Here is a 17,535-nt window from a genome sequence, read left to right as displayed (position 1 = left end):
GGTATATTATTTTTTCCAGTGATGATAAGTCATTTCAAATTTAATTTCTCCTTTTCCGTGAGTCCCGATCTCATTCCATCCGGATTTCCTATAAAATGTTTCCGCTCTGGTATGAGGAGAAGTTCCAAGCCAGATCGTTTCTCTGGTCTGTTCAAAATACCAGTTCAGCATGATATCATGAAGCTTTCTGCCTATTCCCTGTCTTTCAAAATCGGGATGAAGAAATAAGGCCCAAATATTATTCTCCTTGATATCAACAATAGAAAATCCTACAATTTTCCCTTTAGTTTCAGCAACCCAGCCTTTCCCTCTCTCAAACATAAACTCTTCACAGTCTTTGTCCGTAACAAGGCCTGGATCGGATAAGGTATTTTCCTTCACTGAATTCCTCACTATCTGAATTTGCGGAATATCTTCAATGTTAGCTTCTCGAATTATTATCATCCTGTTCAATGAAAAGCCTGCAAGAAATAACTTACAGGCTTATCTATTTGGCTTTATAAATTATTACTTTTTATCAACTACAATTCTGTTCTCTCTGTTAGCAATTTCCCATGCCGTCGCAAAGATCAGCTGAGTTCTTTTTTCCAACAAAGCGTAATCAATTTTCTCTACATCATCGGTAGGTTTATGATAATCTTCATGGATCCCGTCAAAGAAAAATGCTACAGGAATATTATTTTTCGCAAAGTTATAATGATCCGATCTGTAATACAATCTTTCCGGATCGCTGGGATCATCATACTTATAATTAAGAATAAGATTATTCGTCTTTTTATTCGCTGCTTCATTAATAACTTTCAGTTCAGAACTCAACATTTCAGAACCGATAACGTAAACATAGCTTTTTCCTCTGTTTTCCGGATCATCCCGACCTATCATATCAATGTTAAGGTCTACAACTGTATTGGCAAGCGGAAATACAGGGTTATCACTGTAAAATTCAGAACCGAATAAACCATGCTCCTCTCCTGTTACATGAAGGAATAAAATAGATCTTTTAGGACCTTTTCCTGCTTTTTTGGCAGCCTGGAAAGCTTTTGCAATTTCCATGACTCCTACGGTCCCGCTTCCGTCATCATCCGCACCATTATATACAACCCCATTTCTGGTTCCTACATGGTCATAATGAGCAGAAATCACTACTATTTCTTCGGGTTTTTCACTTCCTTCAATGAAAGCAAGAATATTTTCAGAATCAGGAAGATTTCCTCCGCCTCTTTGTTTCATATAGTCGGCAGGAACTTTCTGATAATAGGAACCTAATGCTTTAGGATATGAGATTCCTAAATTCTTATAATAGTTCACCATATATTCTCCTGCCTTTTTCTGTCCCGGGCTTCCTGTATCTCTTCCTCCCATTTCATCAGATGCAATCACATATAAATTCTTCTTTAGATCATCTGCTTTAATTGTTTTATAGGCAGCGAGAAATGCTTTATTACCTCTAGCAACAGATGAGGTTGGATGAGATGTTCCGTTATTAGAAACATTCGCTGTCTCACAGCTTATAAGTAAAACCACCGAAAACAGGGGGATAAGAAGTTTTTTCATTTTTAATAATTTGCCTAAAAATAACAAAATTTATTTAATTCATAATGGAATCCAAATTTTCTTATATTTGATATAAATGCCCAATAGATGGAAAATATTTATGGATTCACACACTACTCTTTCTTTACGGAAATGTCTGATCTTGCTTCCAGGCATAATAGTTTTGATTTATCTTTAGGTATTCCGGATTTTGAGATTGATCCACGTTTAAGGTATTATCTGAAAGAGTCTGCTGATCAGAATAATCATAATTATGAACCTCTTGCGGGAAATCCATTATTAATTGAAAGCATTATTCAATACAATTTAAAAAGAAAAAACAGCCTTCAACTTAAAACAGAAGAAGTAAGTATTGTTCCCTGTGCTACATTTGCTTTATATACATCATTGAAGTGCATTTTAATGCAAGGTGATGAGGTCATTATTATCCAGCCATCTTATTATACTTATGGCCCCTCTATTGTTCTCAATGGAGGGATCCCGGTTTATTACGACCTTGATTGCGATTTCAATATCAATTGGGAAAAATTCCGGAATTGTATTTCTGAGAAAACGAAAGCCATCATTATCAATTCTCCACAAAATCCAACCGGGAAAATATGGTCACAAACCGATTGGAATCAATTATATTCTCTAATAGAGAGCAGGGAAATTTATGTGATTTCTGAAGAAATTTATGACACTTATTGCTATGACGGTGTAGAACATTATAGTCCGTTTTCACATCCGGATTTAAAGAAAAGAACATTCTCTATTTTTTCGTTTGGCAAGATGTTTCATTCTACAGGGTGGAAAGTAAGCTATTTATTGGCTTCTGGGGAACTGACTTCTAAATTCAGATGTCATCAACAGTATATTTCCTACAGCGCCAATGCTCCGGCTCAATATGCGATAGCCAAATACCTGGAAGTTTTTGACCCAGCAGAAAATCAAAGCTTCATGCAAAGAAAAAGGGACATCTTCAATGAACTGATCAAAGAGACGCCTTTAGAAGTGGAGCAAAAAGCACAAGGAAGTGTTTTTCAGATCGTCAACTTCAGGAATGTTTCTAAAACCATGACGGATGTGGAGTTTGCAAAATGGATGACCATAGAAAAAAAAGTGGCCTGTCTTCCGCTTTCTGCGTTTTATCATTCAAGAACAGATTCAAACTATATCCGGTTTAGCTTTTCTAAAAAAGATGAATTGATTATTCAGTCTTTGGAACACCTGAAAAGGAATTTATAATAAAAAACACCGCTTTGAAGCGGTGCTTTTTATTTATTGCATTTCTTTTCTTATAAAGAAAGAATTCTTACATCAATTCTTCTGTTCTTAGCTTTACATTCATCTGTATCATTTGCCTCGCAAACAGGGTATTGAGATCCATATCCCTCTGCTTCCACTCGGTCTGAAGCAATGCCCATTTCTAGTAATTTAAGCTTTGCTGTTTGAGCTCTCAGATTAGATAACTTCATATTGCTTTCTTCATTTCCCGTATTATCTGTATATCCTCCTAATTTTACTTTTAAAGTAGGATAAGCATTAAGGATTTCAGCTAAATTAGTCAGCTGAGTCTCGGAACCGGCTTTTAAATCACTGGACCCCGTCTCAAAATATAAGTTTTCAATGGTGTACCATTTGTTCGGATCTAAGGCTGTCTGATTTTTTTGCTTCACATCATTGTAAAGTCTGTACAATTGGCTATTTTCTCCCATAGAAATAGTATGGCCTCCTTCCAGCTTAATTTCTTGAGCATTTCCCGTTTCATACACAAAATCTCCACTTTCATTCAAATGTCCTTTGATTTCAGTTGGAGCTATAACCACCACTCCGTTTTCCGTAGTTGAGCCAGTAACAGAATGCACTCCTGAAATTCCGGTTAAAGCCTCAATTTTCGCTTTTCTATTGGCCTCAATTTTATCTTTATGCAACGTAGCTAAAGTAGGCGCAATAACCAATGAAACAATTGACATTAATTTAATCAAAATGTTCATAGAAGGTCCGGAAGTATCTTTAAACGGATCCCCCACCGTATCTCCTGTCACAGATGCTTTATGAGGTTCAGAACCTTTATAATAGGTCTGCCCATTAATATCAACTCCTTTTTCAAAAGATTTTTTAGCGTTATCCCAAGCTCCTCCTGCATTGTTTTGGAACATCCCCATCAGAACACCACTTACGGTAGCTCCGGCTAAGAATCCTCCCAATACTTCAGGTCCAAAAATAAATCCAACCAAAAGTGGAGAAATAATAGCAATTGCACCCGGAAGCATCATTTTTTTAATGGATGCATCAGTAGAAATAGCCACACATTTTTCATATTCAGGTTCTGCCTTCCCTTCTAAAATTCCTGGAATTTCACGGAACTGTCTTCTTACTTCCTCCACCATCGCCATTGCTGCTTTTCCTACCGCTGTAATTGCTAAAGATGAAAAGATGAACGGAATCATTCCCCCCACAAATAAGCCTGCTAAAACGTCGGCTCTGTAAATATCAATGCCATCAATTCCTGCAATTCCCACAAAAGCCGCAAACAGAGCTAAAGCCGTTAAAGCTGCTGATGCAATTGCAAATCCTTTTCCGGTTGCTGCCGTTGTATTTCCTACTGCATCCAGAATATCTGTTTTTTCACGAACTTCTTTCGGCAATTCACTCATTTCAGCAATTCCTCCTGCATTGTCTGCAATCGGCCCGAAAGCATCAATTGCCAACTGCATTGCTGTAGTGGCCATCATTCCAGCTGCTGCGATGGCTACCCCGTAAAGTCCGGCACATAAATAAGAACCATAAATACCACCTGCTAATACAATAATAGGAAGCAGCGTAGATTCCATCCCTACGGAAAGCCCGCCGATAATATTGGTTGCGTGACCTGTAGAAGACTGTCTTACAATGCTTGAAACCGGTCTTTTGCCCATGGCTGTATAAAATTCCGTAATCACACTCATTAAAGTACCTACTACTAATCCTACCATAATGGCTCCGAAAACCCCCATTTTTGTAAATTCATGGCCCCTTAAAACCATGGTTTCCGGTAAAATATAAGTTACCAAAAAATAAGATGCTATCGCTGTAATAACGATGCTGCCCCAGTTTCCAAGATTCAGAGCATTCTGAACATTAGAAGTAGATGCACCTTCGTTATCATTGATTCTCACAAATAAAGTTCCTATAATAGAGAAGATAATTCCTGTACCTGCTATCAACATTGGCAGTAAGATCGGAGCAAAACCGCCAAAAGAGTCTTCGGAAATCGTTTCCCTTCCTAAAACCATCGTTGCCAAAACCGTTGCCACATATGAACCGAATAAATCCGCCCCCATTCCGGCAACGTCACCTACGTTATCTCCTACATTATCTGCAATTGTAGCTGGGTTTCGCGGATCATCTTCTGGAATGCCCGCTTCTACTTTTCCTACTAAGTCAGCTCCAACATCCGCAGCTTTTGTGTAAATACCGCCACCTACTCTGGCAAATAATGCAATGGATTCGGCTCCTAAAGAAAACCCGGTAAGGATTTCTATGGCTCTTTCCATTTCATGAGAATCCGGAGAAGAATCAGGCGCAAAGATCTGTTTGATGATCAGAAAAAGAGCTCCTAAACCCAAAACAGCTAATCCGGCAACCCCCATTCCCATTACCGAACCTCCGGTAAAAGAAACTTTAAGCGCTTTGGAAAGAGAGGTTTTTGCAGCTTCGGCTGTTCTTACATTTGCTTTTGTGGCGATTTTCATTCCGATAAACCCTGCCAAAGCAGAGAAAACCGCTCCTACTACAAAGGCAATTCCGATACTCCAATGGGAGTTGGAATTACTCATTCCCATCACAGCCAATAAAATAGCTACTACAACTACAAAATAGGTTAAAATCTTGTACTCGGCTTTTAAAAAGGCCATTGCACCGTCAGCGATATGTCCGCTGATAATTTTCATTTTTTCATTTCCGGCGTTTTGCTTACTCACCCAGTTACTCTGTAAAAAAGTATACAATAAAGCAACCACACCAAAAATTGGCACTAACACAAATAGATCCATAGTTTAATATTTTTTCGGTAATAGAGAACTAAATATAATAAATAATTCTCATGATATTGTCAAAAATATTATAACTCTGCAAAAATTATATTTTAAAACCCTGGTTTTATCCAATAAAAAAGGATAAATGTCTCCATTTATCCTTTATATTTTTCAAAAAAGAAATCCATTATCCTCCGAATTTGTTGGCATAATCTTTTTGTGAAGCTTTGATCACTTTTTTAGCATGTTCTGCTCCGTATACTTCATGAATTCTACATTTTGCAGGTTCATCCGGTAAGTTTTTATACGTCAGGAAGTAGTGCATCAATCTTCTTACTTCAGCTTCAGGCAATTCAGCGATATCTCTGAAGTGGCCGAAAGCGTGATCTCCTACCATTACAGCAACAATTTTATCATCCGCTTCTCCTCCATCGATCATTTTAAATCCTCCGATTGGAATAGCTTCCATCAACATTCCCCCTGAGTGAATATTATGTGAGCTTAACACACAGATATCCAATGGGTCATGATCTCCCATCGTTACATCATCAGCACCACTTTCAACAGCTAATCTCTTTACTTCATCGTGGCAATAGGTTCTTGGAACAAATCCGTATAATGCAGGAATAATATTAGAGAACTTCTGAGGCCTGTCTACTTTCAAATATCCTGTTTCTTTATCAACTTCATATTTAATGGTATCTGAAGGAACAATTTCTACAAATACATTTACAACATTTGGCACATCTTCTCCCGCAGAAATACCATGCCATGGATGTGCTTTAAAATTTGGAATCATTATCTATCTGTTTTATTTTTTAATTAAGCAATTATTAAAATTTCTCTTCTCAAGTCTTCAATAGTGGCAGCAATATAATCTTCACCATTCATATAATTCATGATGAAAACGGTCTTAAATTCGTCCAGATCAGGATTATTGTTTAAGCTTTCATATGTTTTGTGAAGCAAATCTATGACTGCATTTTTAGAATCAACAATATTCTGCCATGAATTTTTTGTTAAATAAAGCTGTTGGGAAGAATTGTATTCAAATTCTTCATTAATGGATTTTTCAGTAAGAAAAATGAATTCATGAACGGCCAACCCTTTATCAAATCGCTGGATAAGATTAGAAGGTTTCATTCTCTCTAAAAAAAGAGTCATTCTTTCATAAGAATGAGTTTTATTTTCAGAGTTAGATTTCACTGAAAGAAGCTTTATTTCCTGATTCTTTAGGTTGATATAAGTATATACAAATTGTCTCAGCAAAACCAGAAAAGGAATTGCAATAATTAATGCAAATGCATACGGTAAATATCCTGAAAAACTTGTCATAATTTAGGATGCAAAATTAGTGATAATTTTATAATTTAAGGCAGGCTTTGAATGATTTCTTTTTTAGAGCTTTGATAAGCTATTAACGATAAAATAATCACTAAATAAAAGCCTACCATCATTCTGTTCACTAAAATCGGGAATAGTAAAAATCTGATAAAAACGGTGAGATAAATAATCCCCATAAAACTCAGGAATAGTATAGTTTTTGGATTTTTCTTCAACACCAGCTTATAATCTGCGATAACGATAATAAAAATAGCTAACAATACAAAATAAGAGGTGTTGAATTCAAAAAAGATCTTACTTTTTACAAAAGATACATATTCATGGAAATTAAATGGGTCCGGGTTCGAAATAGGATATATCTGAACTTTAGTGAACTGGTTCATAAACAGAACAGACCATGGGATCTGATTGAAATATTGGATTAGAGCAAAAGACAAGAACAAATATATCAATGAGAAAAACAGTTCCTTTGTTTTAATTCTAAATTCATTTTTAAAGATATAAAGTACCACTAGTGAAAGGATATAAAAGATAAAATATTCCGGACGCGTCAGAATGCAAAGCATCCCCAAAACGGTTGCCACAAATAAATTCCGCTTTCTTGCCACAAAATAAATACTAAGCAATAAAAGTATACAGGATAAAGCATCTGGTGTTGCGTGACGGGAAGTATCCAGCAGTGGTTTGAACAATGATAATAAAAGTGTTAACGTCAAAGCCAAAAAATTGCTTTTCAGGATTTGTGATAAAAAAACAAAAATCAGGAATACAATGAGGATATAAGAAATAATTGTAATCAGGAAAGTAGATGTAGAAGCCGGAAAGCCCATTTTAAAAAATATAGAATTAATGAAATTATAAAATGGTTTCACGGAAAATAGCTGTAATTCTTCTTCATATGCTTTAGGGTTTTCCGATAAGGTTTTATAATAGGAATTCTCTCCTATAGCCTCTTCTTCTCTTCCAACACTCACTTCGAAAAGTTTTGGGTTTTTATCTTTCAGCTCAGTATATACTTTATGATGAATTTCTTCAATCTTCATCTCCGGATGATTTGCCTTATAAACCAATCCCATATAGGCTTCAATATCCGCATTGTAATATTGATGGGTATACAAATAATAAGACATGATCAATGTATAGAGAGACAGTATCAAATAAGCAATTCCTTTTTTCATAAAGAGTAAATTAAAAACTTCAGCTTATACAAATTTCTTTAAACCCAATACTTGTTTTATGAGTGATTTTTTCGAATATTGGATAATTGGATAAGGTTTAAGTTCCGGACGAAAACCTCTGAAAAACTCCTCAATAGCAGGAACTTCACTTCCCTCAAAATCAAAAACCCTGCTGTCAATATTTTTTGAAATAACGTGATCTATAATGACTGATGACCCGGAAAGTTTTACAAAGTCCTTATTATTAAAAGTTCCTAAAAGAACTACCGTTTTTTCATCATAGAATACAGCAATAGCATTAATCACGGCATTGTCATAGAAAAAAGCCGTAGTTTTCAGATATCCGGCTTTCTCAAAGTCCAGAAACAGTTGCAAAAAAGCTTTTTTATCTTCCTGATTTTTTGCACCGATCATGCTTTTGGCAATGAAATCCCATATTTCTTCCAAACGGACTTCCCGGACTTCAGATTTGGCAATCACTTCTTCATCCAGTCTTAATTTTCTTTTTCTTTTGGGTGAATATCTTTGCCTTACTGTTTCATAAGATTCTGGAAAAATAAGGAAATTTTTCCTTTGTTTTAATGACTCACTGAATGTATTTGAGTCATTGAACGCATAATACCAAATGTTATATTTTCTTTCAAAAAAATTCAAAAACAAATCATTGATCTGAATATTATCTGCTTTTGAAAAAATGCCTAGCTGTTGGCAGAGTTTAGGATTTACAACAATTTTTAATCCTCCTTTTTTGATAAAAGGAACCGGCATTACGGCTTCATAATCATTATACACTAAAATTTCCCATTGCTTCCCAGAGGTGATATCCAGAAAGTCTTTGGAAGCAGAGTATTTCTTCTGCTCCGAGTTTTCCAGGCATTCCGAATATTTTTTGAAATCAATTTCATGGTATTTTAGTCTTCTGATCATAATAATCCTTCGTCTGAGAAACTAAAATAGGAATTTTGTGTTATAATCAAATGATCTAAAAGCTGAACGTTTAAAAATTCTCCGGCTTCTTTTATTTTCTTGGTAATATTAATATCTTCTCTGCTGGGTTTCAAACTTCCTGAAGGATGATTATGGGCAATAATAATTCCTGTAGCAAAATGATCTAAAGCTGTTTTGAATAAAATCCTTATATCAACAATGGATTGACTGATCCCTCCTTGTGTTAATTTGGAAAGATGAACTATTTTGTTGCTTTGATTTACAAAAACCGCCCAGAATTCCTCTGCCCGTAAATCCGACAATTGGTTTTTAAATACCTGATAAGCATCATCACTATTCGAAATAGTAGGTTTTTCAGAAACTTCCTGGCCCGCTCTCCTTCGTCCGATCTCTAAAGCTGTAGCAATAGAAATGGCTTTTACTTCACCTACTCCTTTAAATTTCATCAGATCTTTCACGGAAAGTAAACTCAGTTGATTCCAGTTATTTCCCACTGAAATTAGTATTTTTCTGGCCAGCTCCAAAGCAGATTCATCTTTGCTTCCGCTTCCCATAATGATAGCAAGAAGTTCTGAATTTGAAAGAGAACCTTTTCCTTTAAGTAAAAATTTTTCTCTGGGTCTATCGTCTTGTGCAAGGAATTTGATGGTCATAATTTGTGTTTTTGATAATGAGGGCTAATAAAATGCGTAAAGAATAATCGGCTGTTTCGATTGGTCTATATATTTTGCGGTCTGATTAAAGGCATTGGCAGAAAGCATAGGGCATCCTAAACTTAAACATGCCGGATTTTGAGATTCAATATCCGGAATACAGCTATAAGAATGTAGGACTATGGCTCTTTGCAAAGCATTATTGTTTGTACTTTCCAGTCCGTTTAAGCGGTAAGACTTTCCGAATTTCCCAATATAACTTTCCTTAATCTCATATTTCCCTAGAGAGGATTGGTAAGAACCTTCTACATTACTGAATCTAAGTTCTTTTGAATTTTGAATTACAGAGCCTGAACCATGGGAAACTATTGCTTTCTGTAGGATTTTATCATTCTTTAAATCATAAACGAAGTAACGATATTTTCCTGAATGAATTTTAAAATTAATGAAAAAAGCCAGATCCTGATTATAATTTCTTCCTTTTATAAAACTTCTAATCTCTGAAACCTTTGATTGGGGCAGATCAACAGCATTTTCCTGAGACTCAACTTTAGAACAGGAAACAATAATAAGGAATAGAAAAAATAACTGTTTCATCATCAGAAAGTGTGTTTTACTCGATGATCATACCATCCTTCATCACCAGCTTTCTGTCTGTAATTTCAGCAAGATTCGGGTTATGGGTAACGATCACGAAGGTTTGGTCATATTTGTCTCTTAAATCAAAAAATAATCGGTGAAGGTCATCTGCATTTTTTGAATCCAGATTTCCTGTAGGTTCATCTGCAAAAATGATTTTCGGGGAATTGATCAAAGCTCTTGCGACTGCTACTCTCTGTGCTTCACCACCTGATAATTGGTTAGGTTTATGATGCAATCTTTGTTCAATTCTTAAGTCTTCGAATAATGCATAGGCTTTTTCAATAGCTTCTTTTTCGCTGGTACCTGCAATTTTCGTAGGAAGCAGAACGTTTTCTAAAGCTGTAAACTCAGGAAGTAATTGGTGAAACTGAAATACAAAACCAATATTTTGATTTCGGAATTTAGAAAGTTGCTTATCATTCATATTGATGAAGGATTCACCTGCAATAGTTATTTCAGTATCATTCTGCTTAGAGTTTGTAGGTTGATCCAATGTACCTAATATCTGTAAAAGTGTCGATTTTCCTGCACCGGATTCTCCTACAATAGATACAACTTCTCCAACTTTTATGTGGATGTCAACACCTTTTAATACTTCCAAATTCCCATAAGACTTATGGATATTCCTTGCTTTAATCATAATTCAAAAATACTAAATTGATTTTGAAATTCGAGCAAGAAAGTAAGCGATAATTTTGAAATTTTAAAAATAAAAACAATAAAAAAACCTCTCGAAGTGAGAGGTTTAATATACTATATACTAGATCGTTACAGTAATAAAGTTAAAGGACTTTCCAGATATGTTCTTAAAGTTTGTAAGAATTCTGCACCTGTAGCACCATCTACAACTCTGTGATCACAAGCTAATGAAAGTTTCATGATATTTCCAACCACGATCTGTCCATCTTTAACAATTGGTTTCTCAACAATTGCTCCCACAGAAAGGATCGCAGAATTTGGTTGATTGATGATACTTGTAAAGGTTTCAATTCCGAACATTCCTAAATTAGAAATAGAGAATGTAGAACCTTCCATTTCATTTGCTTTAAGACCTTTAGATTTAGCTCTTGAAGCCATGTCTTTTACAGCAGCAGAAATTTGAGTATAGCTCATCTGATCTGTATTCCTTAGAACAGGAACTACTAATCCGTCAGGAATTGCCACGGCTACTCCAATATTGATATTTCCTCTATGAATGATCTTATCTCCAGCCCAGCTTGAATTCACCTGCGGATGTTTTCTTAAAGCAATCGCTGTTGCTTTGATGATCATATCATTGAAAGAAATTTTTGTATCTGGTAAAGAATTGATCTCTTTTCTTGCTTCAATGGCCTTATCCATATTGATCTCCACCATCAGGTAATAGTGAGGAGCAGTGAATTTACTTTCGGAAAGACGTTTTGCAATAATATTTCTTACCTGAGAGTTTGGAGTTTCTGTATCTTCACCCTGTACAAAGTTGACGGCAACTTGTGCAGCAGCACTTACAGCCGGAGCAGATGCAGAAGCTGCCGGTTTTGCAGATGGTTGATAATTTTCAATATCTTTTTTAACGATTCTTCCATTTTCTCCTGAACCTTGAACAGCATTGATATCAACTCCTTTTTCTTGAGCCATTTTCTTCGCTAACGGAGAAATTGCTACTCTGTCCGTAGATGAAGAGCTTGCAGCCGGAGCTGTTTTTTCTTCTGTCTTAGCTTCAGTTTTTTGTTCAGCAGGTTTTTCTGCTTGAGATTGAACAGCAGGTTTAGCAGCACCAACTCCGGAAACATCTGTTCCTTCAGGACCGATAATGGCCAAAACAGAATCTACCGGAGCAGCTCCTCCTTCTTCTACCCCTTGCTTCAATAACACTCCATTGAATTCGGATTCAAAATCCTGAACCGCTTTATCTGTTTCGATTTCAGCAAGAAGATCACCTTCTTTTACTGTATCGCCTACATTTTTATGCCATTTCGCCACTTTACCTTCCGTCATTGTATCAGAAAGTCTAGGCATGGTAATAATTTCAACGCCAGCAGGAACTTCTGCTGTAGTTTGTTCTACGCTTGTTGTTTCGTTTTCCGTTTTAGATTCCTCTTCTGATTTCTTTTCTTCAGAACCGGATGCAGCAGGAGCGCTTTCTCCGGTCAATCCGGAAATATCTTCTCCTTCACTACCAATAATTGCCAAAACAGAATCTACAGCTGCTGCATTACCTTCTTCTACACCCACGTATAAAAGGGTTCCTTCTATTTCAGATTCGAAATCCTGAACCGCTTTATCTGTTTCAATTTCAGCTAAAATATCTCCTTCCTTTACTTTATCTCCTACTTTTTTATGCCATTTTGCCACTTTACCTTCCGTCATTGTATCGGAAAGACGAGGCATTGTAATAACTTCTGCCATAATTTTCTAATATGATAATTTGTTAATGTGATGATGTGAGAATTAAAAATAATTAACTCATTTTCAAATTCTCAAATTATCTAATTATTATTTTCTAATTTATCTAAGAACGGATAGTCTTCCTGAGCGTAAACGTACTCATAGATCTTCTCTGCCGTAGGATATGGAGAATTTTCCATAAATTCTATACATTCCTCCACAAAATCTCTTGATTTGTTATCCAAAGCTTCCAATTCTTCTTCCGTTGCCCAGTTATTAGCTAAAATTCTTTGTTTTACCAATTCAATAGGGTCATCATTTTTATGAATAGCAACCTCTTCTTTGCTTCTGTATGGTTCAGCATCAGACATTGAATGTCCTCTGTAACGGTAAGTTCTTGCTTCAATGAAAGTAGGTCCGTCTCCTCTTCTTGCTCTTTCAATAGCTTCATAAGCAGCTTCTGCTACTTTTTCCGGGTCCATTGCGTCTACCGGAAGACAAGGCATTTCATACCCTAAACCTAATTTATAGATATCTTCATGGTTAGCTGTTCTTTTTACAGAAGTTCCCATTGCATATTGGTTGTTCTCTACCACAAATACTACAGGTAGCTTCCAGTTCATTGCCATATTGAATGTTTCATGTAATGAACCTTGTCTTGCCGCACCATCTCCGAAGAAACAGATATTGACAGCCTTTCTGTCAAAATATTTATCAGCAAAAGCGATTCCGGCTCCTAAAGGAATTTGTCCTCCAACGATACCATGGCCTCCATAGAAACGGTGCTCTTTACTGAAAATGTGCATAGAACCACCCATACCTCCGGACGTTCCAGTTGCTTTACCGCAAAGTTCCGCCATGATTCTCTTAGGATCTACTCCCATCGCCATAGGATGGATGTGGCACCTGTAAGCAGTAATCATACTATCTTTGGTTAAATCCATTGCATGGGTAAAACCTGCCGGAATAGCTTCCTGGCCGTTATACAAGTGTAAGAAACCTCTGATTTTTTGTTTTAGATAAAGAGAACGGCATTTGTCTTCAAACCTTCTCCACATTGTCATATCTTCATACCACTTCAGGTATACCTCTTTCGAAAATTCTTTCATGTGTTAGCTCTTTGCTTATTTATGATGAAATAGTTGAGCAAAATTATAAAAAAAACTTTGTTTTTATTGTATACCTAACCAATTGTTTTTTCAGTTTAATCTTATATTTGAATTTTAAACTTATTATGGAAGAAAAACGGCCTTCACTCATACATACTTTTTCAAAAATTATATCCGATTTTTTTAATCCTCTTATTTCCTTGTTCATATTCTTTATATATATGAGTATTCAGGTGTATTCTTTAAAAGATTCCCTGCTTTACTTTTTACCGATATTATTAATGATTATAGTACCTGTCATTATCTGGCTCGTATGGAATGTAAAAACAGGAAGATATACCAATATGGATGTTTCCAACCGGGTACAAAGAAAAACTTTATATATTTTTATTGCAGCTTGCGTTGTTACCTATCTTATTTTCCATTACATAAAAAACGGATCCATTGATTTTGTGATGCTTTTTATCCTTATTCTTCTTTTTGCCTTACAGATCAGTAATTTCTTTATTAAAAGCTCTATGCATACAGCTTTCAATGTTTTCGTGGCAGCTTTGTTTTTTGCCATTAACTGGAAAATGGGATTACTATGGTTGGGAATTGCTTCTTTGGTAGGTGTTACAAGAATCATTTTAAAAAGACATACTGTAAAAGAAGTATTTATGGGGGCAGGAATAGCAATTGTGGTATCTTTTATTTATCTTTATTGCAATATACAGTTTCAACATTAGAATCAGGAAGATCATATGAAAATCAATCACCTCACCGCTGCGGAAGAAAATTTAATGAAGCTTTTCTGGAAGCTTAACTCTTTTTATTTAAAAGACATTATGGAGCAGCATCCGGAACCTAAACCGCACCAAAACACCGTTTCCACCTATCTCAAGATATTGGTAGAGAAAGGATACCTCTCCACCGAAAAAGAAGGAAGAATATTCAAATATACCGTTATGGTTCCTGTTGAAGAATATAAAAAATTTTTATTGAAAGAACTTTCACAACTTTTTTTCAATAATTCCGGGAAGGAAATTCTTCAGTTCTTATTCAATGAAAACCTGATCTCACAAAATGATCTGAAAGAATATTTTGATCTGAAAATCGAGATGAAACCGATAAAAATCAAAGAAACGAAACATGAAATAGCGGAAGAAATTCTGAATCCGAAAAAGGATAAGAAAAGCAAGGACAAAAAGAAAAAGAAGAAAAAAAACTAAACACAACAAAAACTGATCATGAAAACAAAATTTAAGGAGATTATACAGAAAGCCGGTGAAGTCCTGCTTCGTTACCCGATGGTTCTGGTAATGGCTCTTCTGGCTTCCATTGGTGCTGTTTGCATGTTTGAGAACAACCGGTACCAGGAAATCTTTTTTGTTTTTTCAAAGTTCACCGCGTGTTGCTGTATAGGGATTTCATTAATGTTTGCCTTAAAAATGCTTTCTCAAAGAATCGGTAAGTCTCTGGCATTGGAAATTGCAGGAACTGTTTTTCTGATTGGATTCTATTGTATATTACCGTCCAAAGAAAAAGATTTCACGGAGGTTTATGGATACATTATTGCTATCACCGCAATATTATCACATTTACTGGTCTCATTTATTGCTTTTTTAAATAAGGACAGAGAGCTCAGGTTCTGGCAATACAATAAAAATCTTTTCATTAACATTTTCCTTACAGGTATTTTTACGGGAGTTCTTACAGGAGGAGTTGAACTTGCCATTCTTGCTGTAGACAAGTTATTTGACTTTAATTTTAGTGACAGATTGTATACAGATACTTTATATGCTTTAGTCATATTCGGAAGTTGTTTCATTTTTCTTCTTTTCAATGAAAAAGGGCTGGATCGTTTGGAAAAAGATGGTAACTACCCTGTCATTTTAAAGTTTTTTACTCAGTTCGTTCTGATCCCGTTATTATTTATCTATCTGGTTATCCTGTACTTCTACTCTCTTAAAATATTAATCAACTGGGAACTTCCGAGAGGTTGGGTTTCTTACCTTATTCTGGCTTACAGTATTGTCGGAATTTTAGCATTGCTGTTGGTACACCCTCTCAAAGAGGACCATACAAAATCCTGGGTCAGAATATTTTCAAAGCTTTTTTATTTTACTATTATTCCTTTGATCATTCTACTGTTCACTGCTATTTTCACGAGAATATTAGAATATGGATATACGGAACCGAGATACTTTGTATTGCTTTTAGCGTTATGGTTGTTAAGTGTGGTCATTTATTTTATAATCAGTAAAAAGCCAACTATCAAATATATTCCTATCAGCTTATTTGTATTTGGTGTTTTTGCATTGATATTTCCTTACCTGAATGCATTCAGTGTGGCTAAAAGAAGCCAGAAAATAGAATTAACGAAGCTTTTGAATAAAAACAAAATCATTGTTAATGGTAAAATAAATTTTCAAAAGAAAGTTACAGATACCCTTGTTAACGAAATTGCCAATAAATTTGAATTCTTAGCTAAAAGAAAGCAGAAAGATTTCCTTTTAAACCTTGTTCCGGATCAAGATCATAAACAGTTAGAAACAGATATGGAATCCGTTGATTTCTGGGCGGTTTCGGATCATATCAAAAACAACTTTACCCATACAGATAAAACAAAGCCTGCTTCGGAATATGAAAGATTAACCATTACTTCTGAGAATAAGGTCATTAAAATTGGAGATTATACTTATATGATCGATTTAAACAGGTATAATAAGGAAACCAGAGAAATCAATGGAGATCATTTCAATATTATAGAAAAACCCGATCATAATTCAGTTTTGAAAGTTGTTCTCAATTCAAATGAGGAAATAGATTTCACTCCGGCGATCAATCAGATCATTGAAGCGAACAAGAATAAAACCGGAACGGTAAGAGTTCCAGAGCTTTCCATAGAAAATACTCTTGGGAAATATCATTTGAAGTTGATTCTTATGAGTATTACCCGGGAAAAGAATCCCTATACTAAAGCAGATAATGTGTATTATGATGATGCTGTGCTGCTCGTAAAAGAAAAATAACGACATAAAAAAAGCGGCTTTTAAGCCGCTTATATTTTTACCAACGATTTCCACCGCCGCCACGGTTGTTACCGTAACCTCCGCCTCTGTTGTTTCCATAACCACCACTTCTGTTGTTATCAAAACTTCTTCTTGGCTTCTCTTCTCTTGGCTTAGCTTCAGAAACGTTTAATACTTTTCCGTTAAATTCTCTCTGATTAAGAGCTTCGATTGCTTGTTTTCCTTCGTCATCACCCATTTCGATGAAACCGAAACCTCTTGAACGACCAGTTTCTCTGTCTGTTACAATTTTAGCAGAAGATACTTCTCCGTATTCTGCAAATAGATCCTGCAACTCATATTCTTTAGTTGCGTAATTGATGTTTGAAACAAAAATGTTCATTTTGAATAAATTAAAAATTAATAAAAATTTGGTATATAAAAGAAAAACAACATAGATTAATGAACAAATATTGATTCCAAATATAAACTGATGCAATATACGATTTAAAATTTCAAATCAAAGCTTTTTTTAATATAATTTCACATATTATGTTTAATTAGATATTTATTTCATTAAAAAATGCCCGAATAAACATTACATTTTAAAACAAAACTATTTATTAATAACAAATTAATATAATTTAAAAACAAATCAACCATATTATATAATAGCCAAAAAAAATGAAAAAGCGAGAAAACAATTGAGAAAATAAATCATCTTCTTAGGATAACTAAATCTCTTGGCG

General features: G+C 35.2%; 17 protein-coding genes. 4 read left to right on the top strand and 13 right to left on the bottom strand.

The features are described from left to right. Window positions 1–6 precede the first annotated feature (6 nt). Window positions 7–444, bottom strand: a complete 438-nt coding sequence (locus EGI05_RS01730; protein ID WP_228428530.1) for a GNAT family N-acetyltransferase — start codon at window positions 442–444, stop codon at window positions 7–9. A 63-nt stretch (window positions 445–507) separates the two neighbouring features. Beyond that, window positions 508–1,554, bottom strand: coding sequence for a M28 family metallopeptidase (locus EGI05_RS01725; protein WP_123261348.1), 1,047 nt, complete (start codon window positions 1,552–1,554; stop codon window positions 508–510). An 87-nt stretch (window positions 1,555–1,641) separates the two neighbouring features. Between EGI05_RS01725 and EGI05_RS01720 the strand changes: the two genes are divergently transcribed. Beyond that, window positions 1,642–2,781 carry an aminotransferase class I/II-fold pyridoxal phosphate-dependent enzyme gene (locus tag EGI05_RS01720; protein ID WP_123261347.1) on the top strand — a complete coding sequence of 380 codons (1,140 nt, stop codon included), beginning with the start codon at window positions 1,642–1,644 and terminating at the stop codon, window positions 2,779–2,781. Between the two features lie 50 nt (window positions 2,782–2,831). On the opposite strand, the gene EGI05_RS01715 is transcribed toward EGI05_RS01720, so the two are convergent. From EGI05_RS01715 to pdhA, 10 genes are all read right to left on the bottom strand, one after another. Further along, window positions 2,832–5,570 (bottom strand): sodium-translocating pyrophosphatase, encoded by a 2,739-nt coding sequence (locus EGI05_RS01715; RefSeq protein ID WP_123261346.1) that lies wholly within the window; start codon window positions 5,568–5,570, stop codon window positions 2,832–2,834. Between the two features lie 169 nt (window positions 5,571–5,739). Continuing rightward, a complete protein-coding gene (locus tag EGI05_RS01710; protein WP_123261345.1) occupies window positions 5,740–6,351 on the bottom strand; it encodes an inorganic pyrophosphatase in 612 nt (203 codons plus the stop codon). Window positions 6,352–6,374: 23 nt separating this feature from the next. After that, entirely contained in the window at window positions 6,375–6,887 is a 513-nt protein-coding gene (locus EGI05_RS01705) for a DUF7935 family protein (protein WP_123261344.1), read from the bottom strand. Between the two features lie 35 nt (window positions 6,888–6,922). Beyond that, window positions 6,923–8,074 carry a glycosyltransferase family 39 protein gene (locus EGI05_RS01700; RefSeq protein WP_123261343.1) on the bottom strand — a complete coding sequence of 384 codons (1,152 nt, stop codon included), beginning with the start codon at window positions 8,072–8,074 and terminating at the stop codon, window positions 6,923–6,925. 24 nt (window positions 8,075–8,098) lie between these two features. Continuing rightward, complete coding sequence (locus EGI05_RS01695) at window positions 8,099–9,001, bottom strand: hypothetical protein (protein ID WP_123261342.1); 903 nt, start codon at window positions 8,999–9,001, stop codon at window positions 8,099–8,101. Beyond that, window positions 8,998–9,675, bottom strand: coding sequence for a RadC family protein (radC, locus tag EGI05_RS01690; RefSeq protein WP_123261341.1), 678 nt, complete (start codon window positions 9,673–9,675; stop codon window positions 8,998–9,000). Before radC ends, EGI05_RS01695 begins: the two co-directional genes overlap by 4 nt. Window positions 9,676–9,699: 24 nt before the next feature. Further along, entirely contained in the window at window positions 9,700–10,275 is a 576-nt protein-coding gene (locus EGI05_RS01685; protein ID WP_123261340.1) for a murein L,D-transpeptidase catalytic domain-containing protein, read from the bottom strand. Window positions 10,276–10,288: 13 nt separating this feature from the next. Beyond that, window positions 10,289–10,957, bottom strand: a complete 669-nt coding sequence (locus EGI05_RS01680; RefSeq protein WP_123261339.1) for an ABC transporter ATP-binding protein — start codon at window positions 10,955–10,957, stop codon at window positions 10,289–10,291. Window positions 10,958–11,085: 128 nt separating this feature from the next. Then, entirely contained in the window at window positions 11,086–12,705 is a 1,620-nt protein-coding gene (locus EGI05_RS01675; RefSeq protein WP_123261338.1) for a pyruvate dehydrogenase complex dihydrolipoamide acetyltransferase, read from the bottom strand. Window positions 12,706–12,785: 80 nt separating this feature from the next. Then, on the bottom strand, window positions 12,786–13,793 hold the full coding sequence (pdhA, locus tag EGI05_RS01670) for a pyruvate dehydrogenase (acetyl-transferring) E1 component subunit alpha (protein WP_123261337.1): 1,008 nt from the start codon (window positions 13,791–13,793) through the stop codon (window positions 12,786–12,788). Between the two features lie 221 nt (window positions 13,794–14,014). Between pdhA and EGI05_RS01665 the strand changes: the two genes are divergently transcribed. The 3 genes from EGI05_RS01665 to EGI05_RS01655 are packed head-to-tail and all read left to right on the top strand — an operon-like array spanning window position 14,015 to window position 16,807. After that, entirely contained in the window at window positions 14,015–14,521 is a 507-nt protein-coding gene (locus tag EGI05_RS01665) for a phosphatase PAP2 family protein (protein ID WP_228428529.1), read from the top strand. Between the two features lie 15 nt (window positions 14,522–14,536). Beyond that, a complete protein-coding gene (locus tag EGI05_RS01660) occupies window positions 14,537–15,004 on the top strand; it encodes a BlaI/MecI/CopY family transcriptional regulator (protein ID WP_123261335.1) in 468 nt (155 codons plus the stop codon). An 18-nt stretch (window positions 15,005–15,022) separates the two neighbouring features. Beyond that, window positions 15,023–16,807: a DUF4153 domain-containing protein gene (locus EGI05_RS01655; protein WP_123261334.1), complete on the top strand. Its 1,785-nt coding sequence runs from the start codon at window positions 15,023–15,025 to the stop codon at window positions 16,805–16,807. 37 nt (window positions 16,808–16,844) lie between these two features. On the opposite strand, the gene EGI05_RS01650 is transcribed toward EGI05_RS01655, so the two are convergent. Next, entirely contained in the window at window positions 16,845–17,189 is a 345-nt protein-coding gene (locus EGI05_RS01650) for an RNA recognition motif domain-containing protein (protein WP_123262543.1), read from the bottom strand. Window positions 17,190–17,535: the final 346 nt, after the last annotated feature.

Origin of the sequence: Chryseobacterium daecheongense (genome assembly GCF_003729955.1) — a bacterium.
GTDB lineage: Bacteria > Bacteroidota > Bacteroidia > Flavobacteriales > Weeksellaceae > Chryseobacterium > Chryseobacterium daecheongense.
Note: the sequence above shows the minus strand (reverse complement) of the source record. Positions and strands in the feature narration are given on the sequence as shown.

What these genes read in the sequence shown, in the direction of transcription:
- EGI05_RS01695 (WP_123261342.1), bottom strand. Translation starts at nt 9,001, where the DNA reads ATGATCAGAAGACTAAAATACCATGAAATTGATTTCAAAAAATATTCG.
- EGI05_RS01700 (WP_123261343.1), bottom strand. Translation starts at nt 8,074, where the DNA reads ATGAAAAAAGGAATTGCTTATTTGATACTGTCTCTCTATACATTGATC.
- EGI05_RS01680 (WP_123261339.1), bottom strand. Translation starts at nt 10,957, where the DNA reads ATGATTAAAGCAAGGAATATCCATAAGTCTTATGGGAATTTGGAAGTA.
- EGI05_RS01720 (WP_123261347.1), top strand. Translation starts at nt 1,642, where the DNA reads ATGGAAAATATTTATGGATTCACACACTACTCTTTCTTTACGGAAATG.
- EGI05_RS01710 (WP_123261345.1), bottom strand. Translation starts at nt 6,351, where the DNA reads ATGATTCCAAATTTTAAAGCACATCCATGGCATGGTATTTCTGCGGGA.
- EGI05_RS01675 (WP_123261338.1), bottom strand. Translation starts at nt 12,705, where the DNA reads ATGGCAGAAGTTATTACAATGCCTCGTCTTTCCGATACAATGACGGAA.
- pdhA (WP_123261337.1), bottom strand. Translation starts at nt 13,793, where the DNA reads ATGAAAGAATTTTCGAAAGAGGTATACCTGAAGTGGTATGAAGATATG.
- EGI05_RS01705 (WP_123261344.1), bottom strand. Translation starts at nt 6,887, where the DNA reads ATGACAAGTTTTTCAGGATATTTACCGTATGCATTTGCATTAATTATT.
- EGI05_RS01730 (WP_228428530.1), bottom strand. Translation starts at nt 444, where the DNA reads ATGATAATAATTCGAGAAGCTAACATTGAAGATATTCCGCAAATTCAG.
- EGI05_RS01725 (WP_123261348.1), bottom strand. Translation starts at nt 1,554, where the DNA reads ATGAAAAAACTTCTTATCCCCCTGTTTTCGGTGGTTTTACTTATAAGC.
- EGI05_RS01650 (WP_123262543.1), bottom strand. Translation starts at nt 17,189, where the DNA reads ATGAACATTTTTGTTTCAAACATCAATTACGCAACTAAAGAATATGAG.
- EGI05_RS01715 (WP_123261346.1), bottom strand. Translation starts at nt 5,570, where the DNA reads ATGGATCTATTTGTGTTAGTGCCAATTTTTGGTGTGGTTGCTTTATTG.
- EGI05_RS01685 (WP_123261340.1), bottom strand. Translation starts at nt 10,275, where the DNA reads ATGATGAAACAGTTATTTTTTCTATTCCTTATTATTGTTTCCTGTTCT.
- EGI05_RS01665 (WP_228428529.1), top strand. Translation starts at nt 14,015, where the DNA reads ATGAGTATTCAGGTGTATTCTTTAAAAGATTCCCTGCTTTACTTTTTA.
- EGI05_RS01660 (WP_123261335.1), top strand. Translation starts at nt 14,537, where the DNA reads ATGAAAATCAATCACCTCACCGCTGCGGAAGAAAATTTAATGAAGCTT.
- EGI05_RS01655 (WP_123261334.1), top strand. Translation starts at nt 15,023, where the DNA reads ATGAAAACAAAATTTAAGGAGATTATACAGAAAGCCGGTGAAGTCCTG.
- radC (WP_123261341.1), bottom strand. Translation starts at nt 9,675, where the DNA reads ATGACCATCAAATTCCTTGCACAAGACGATAGACCCAGAGAAAAATTT.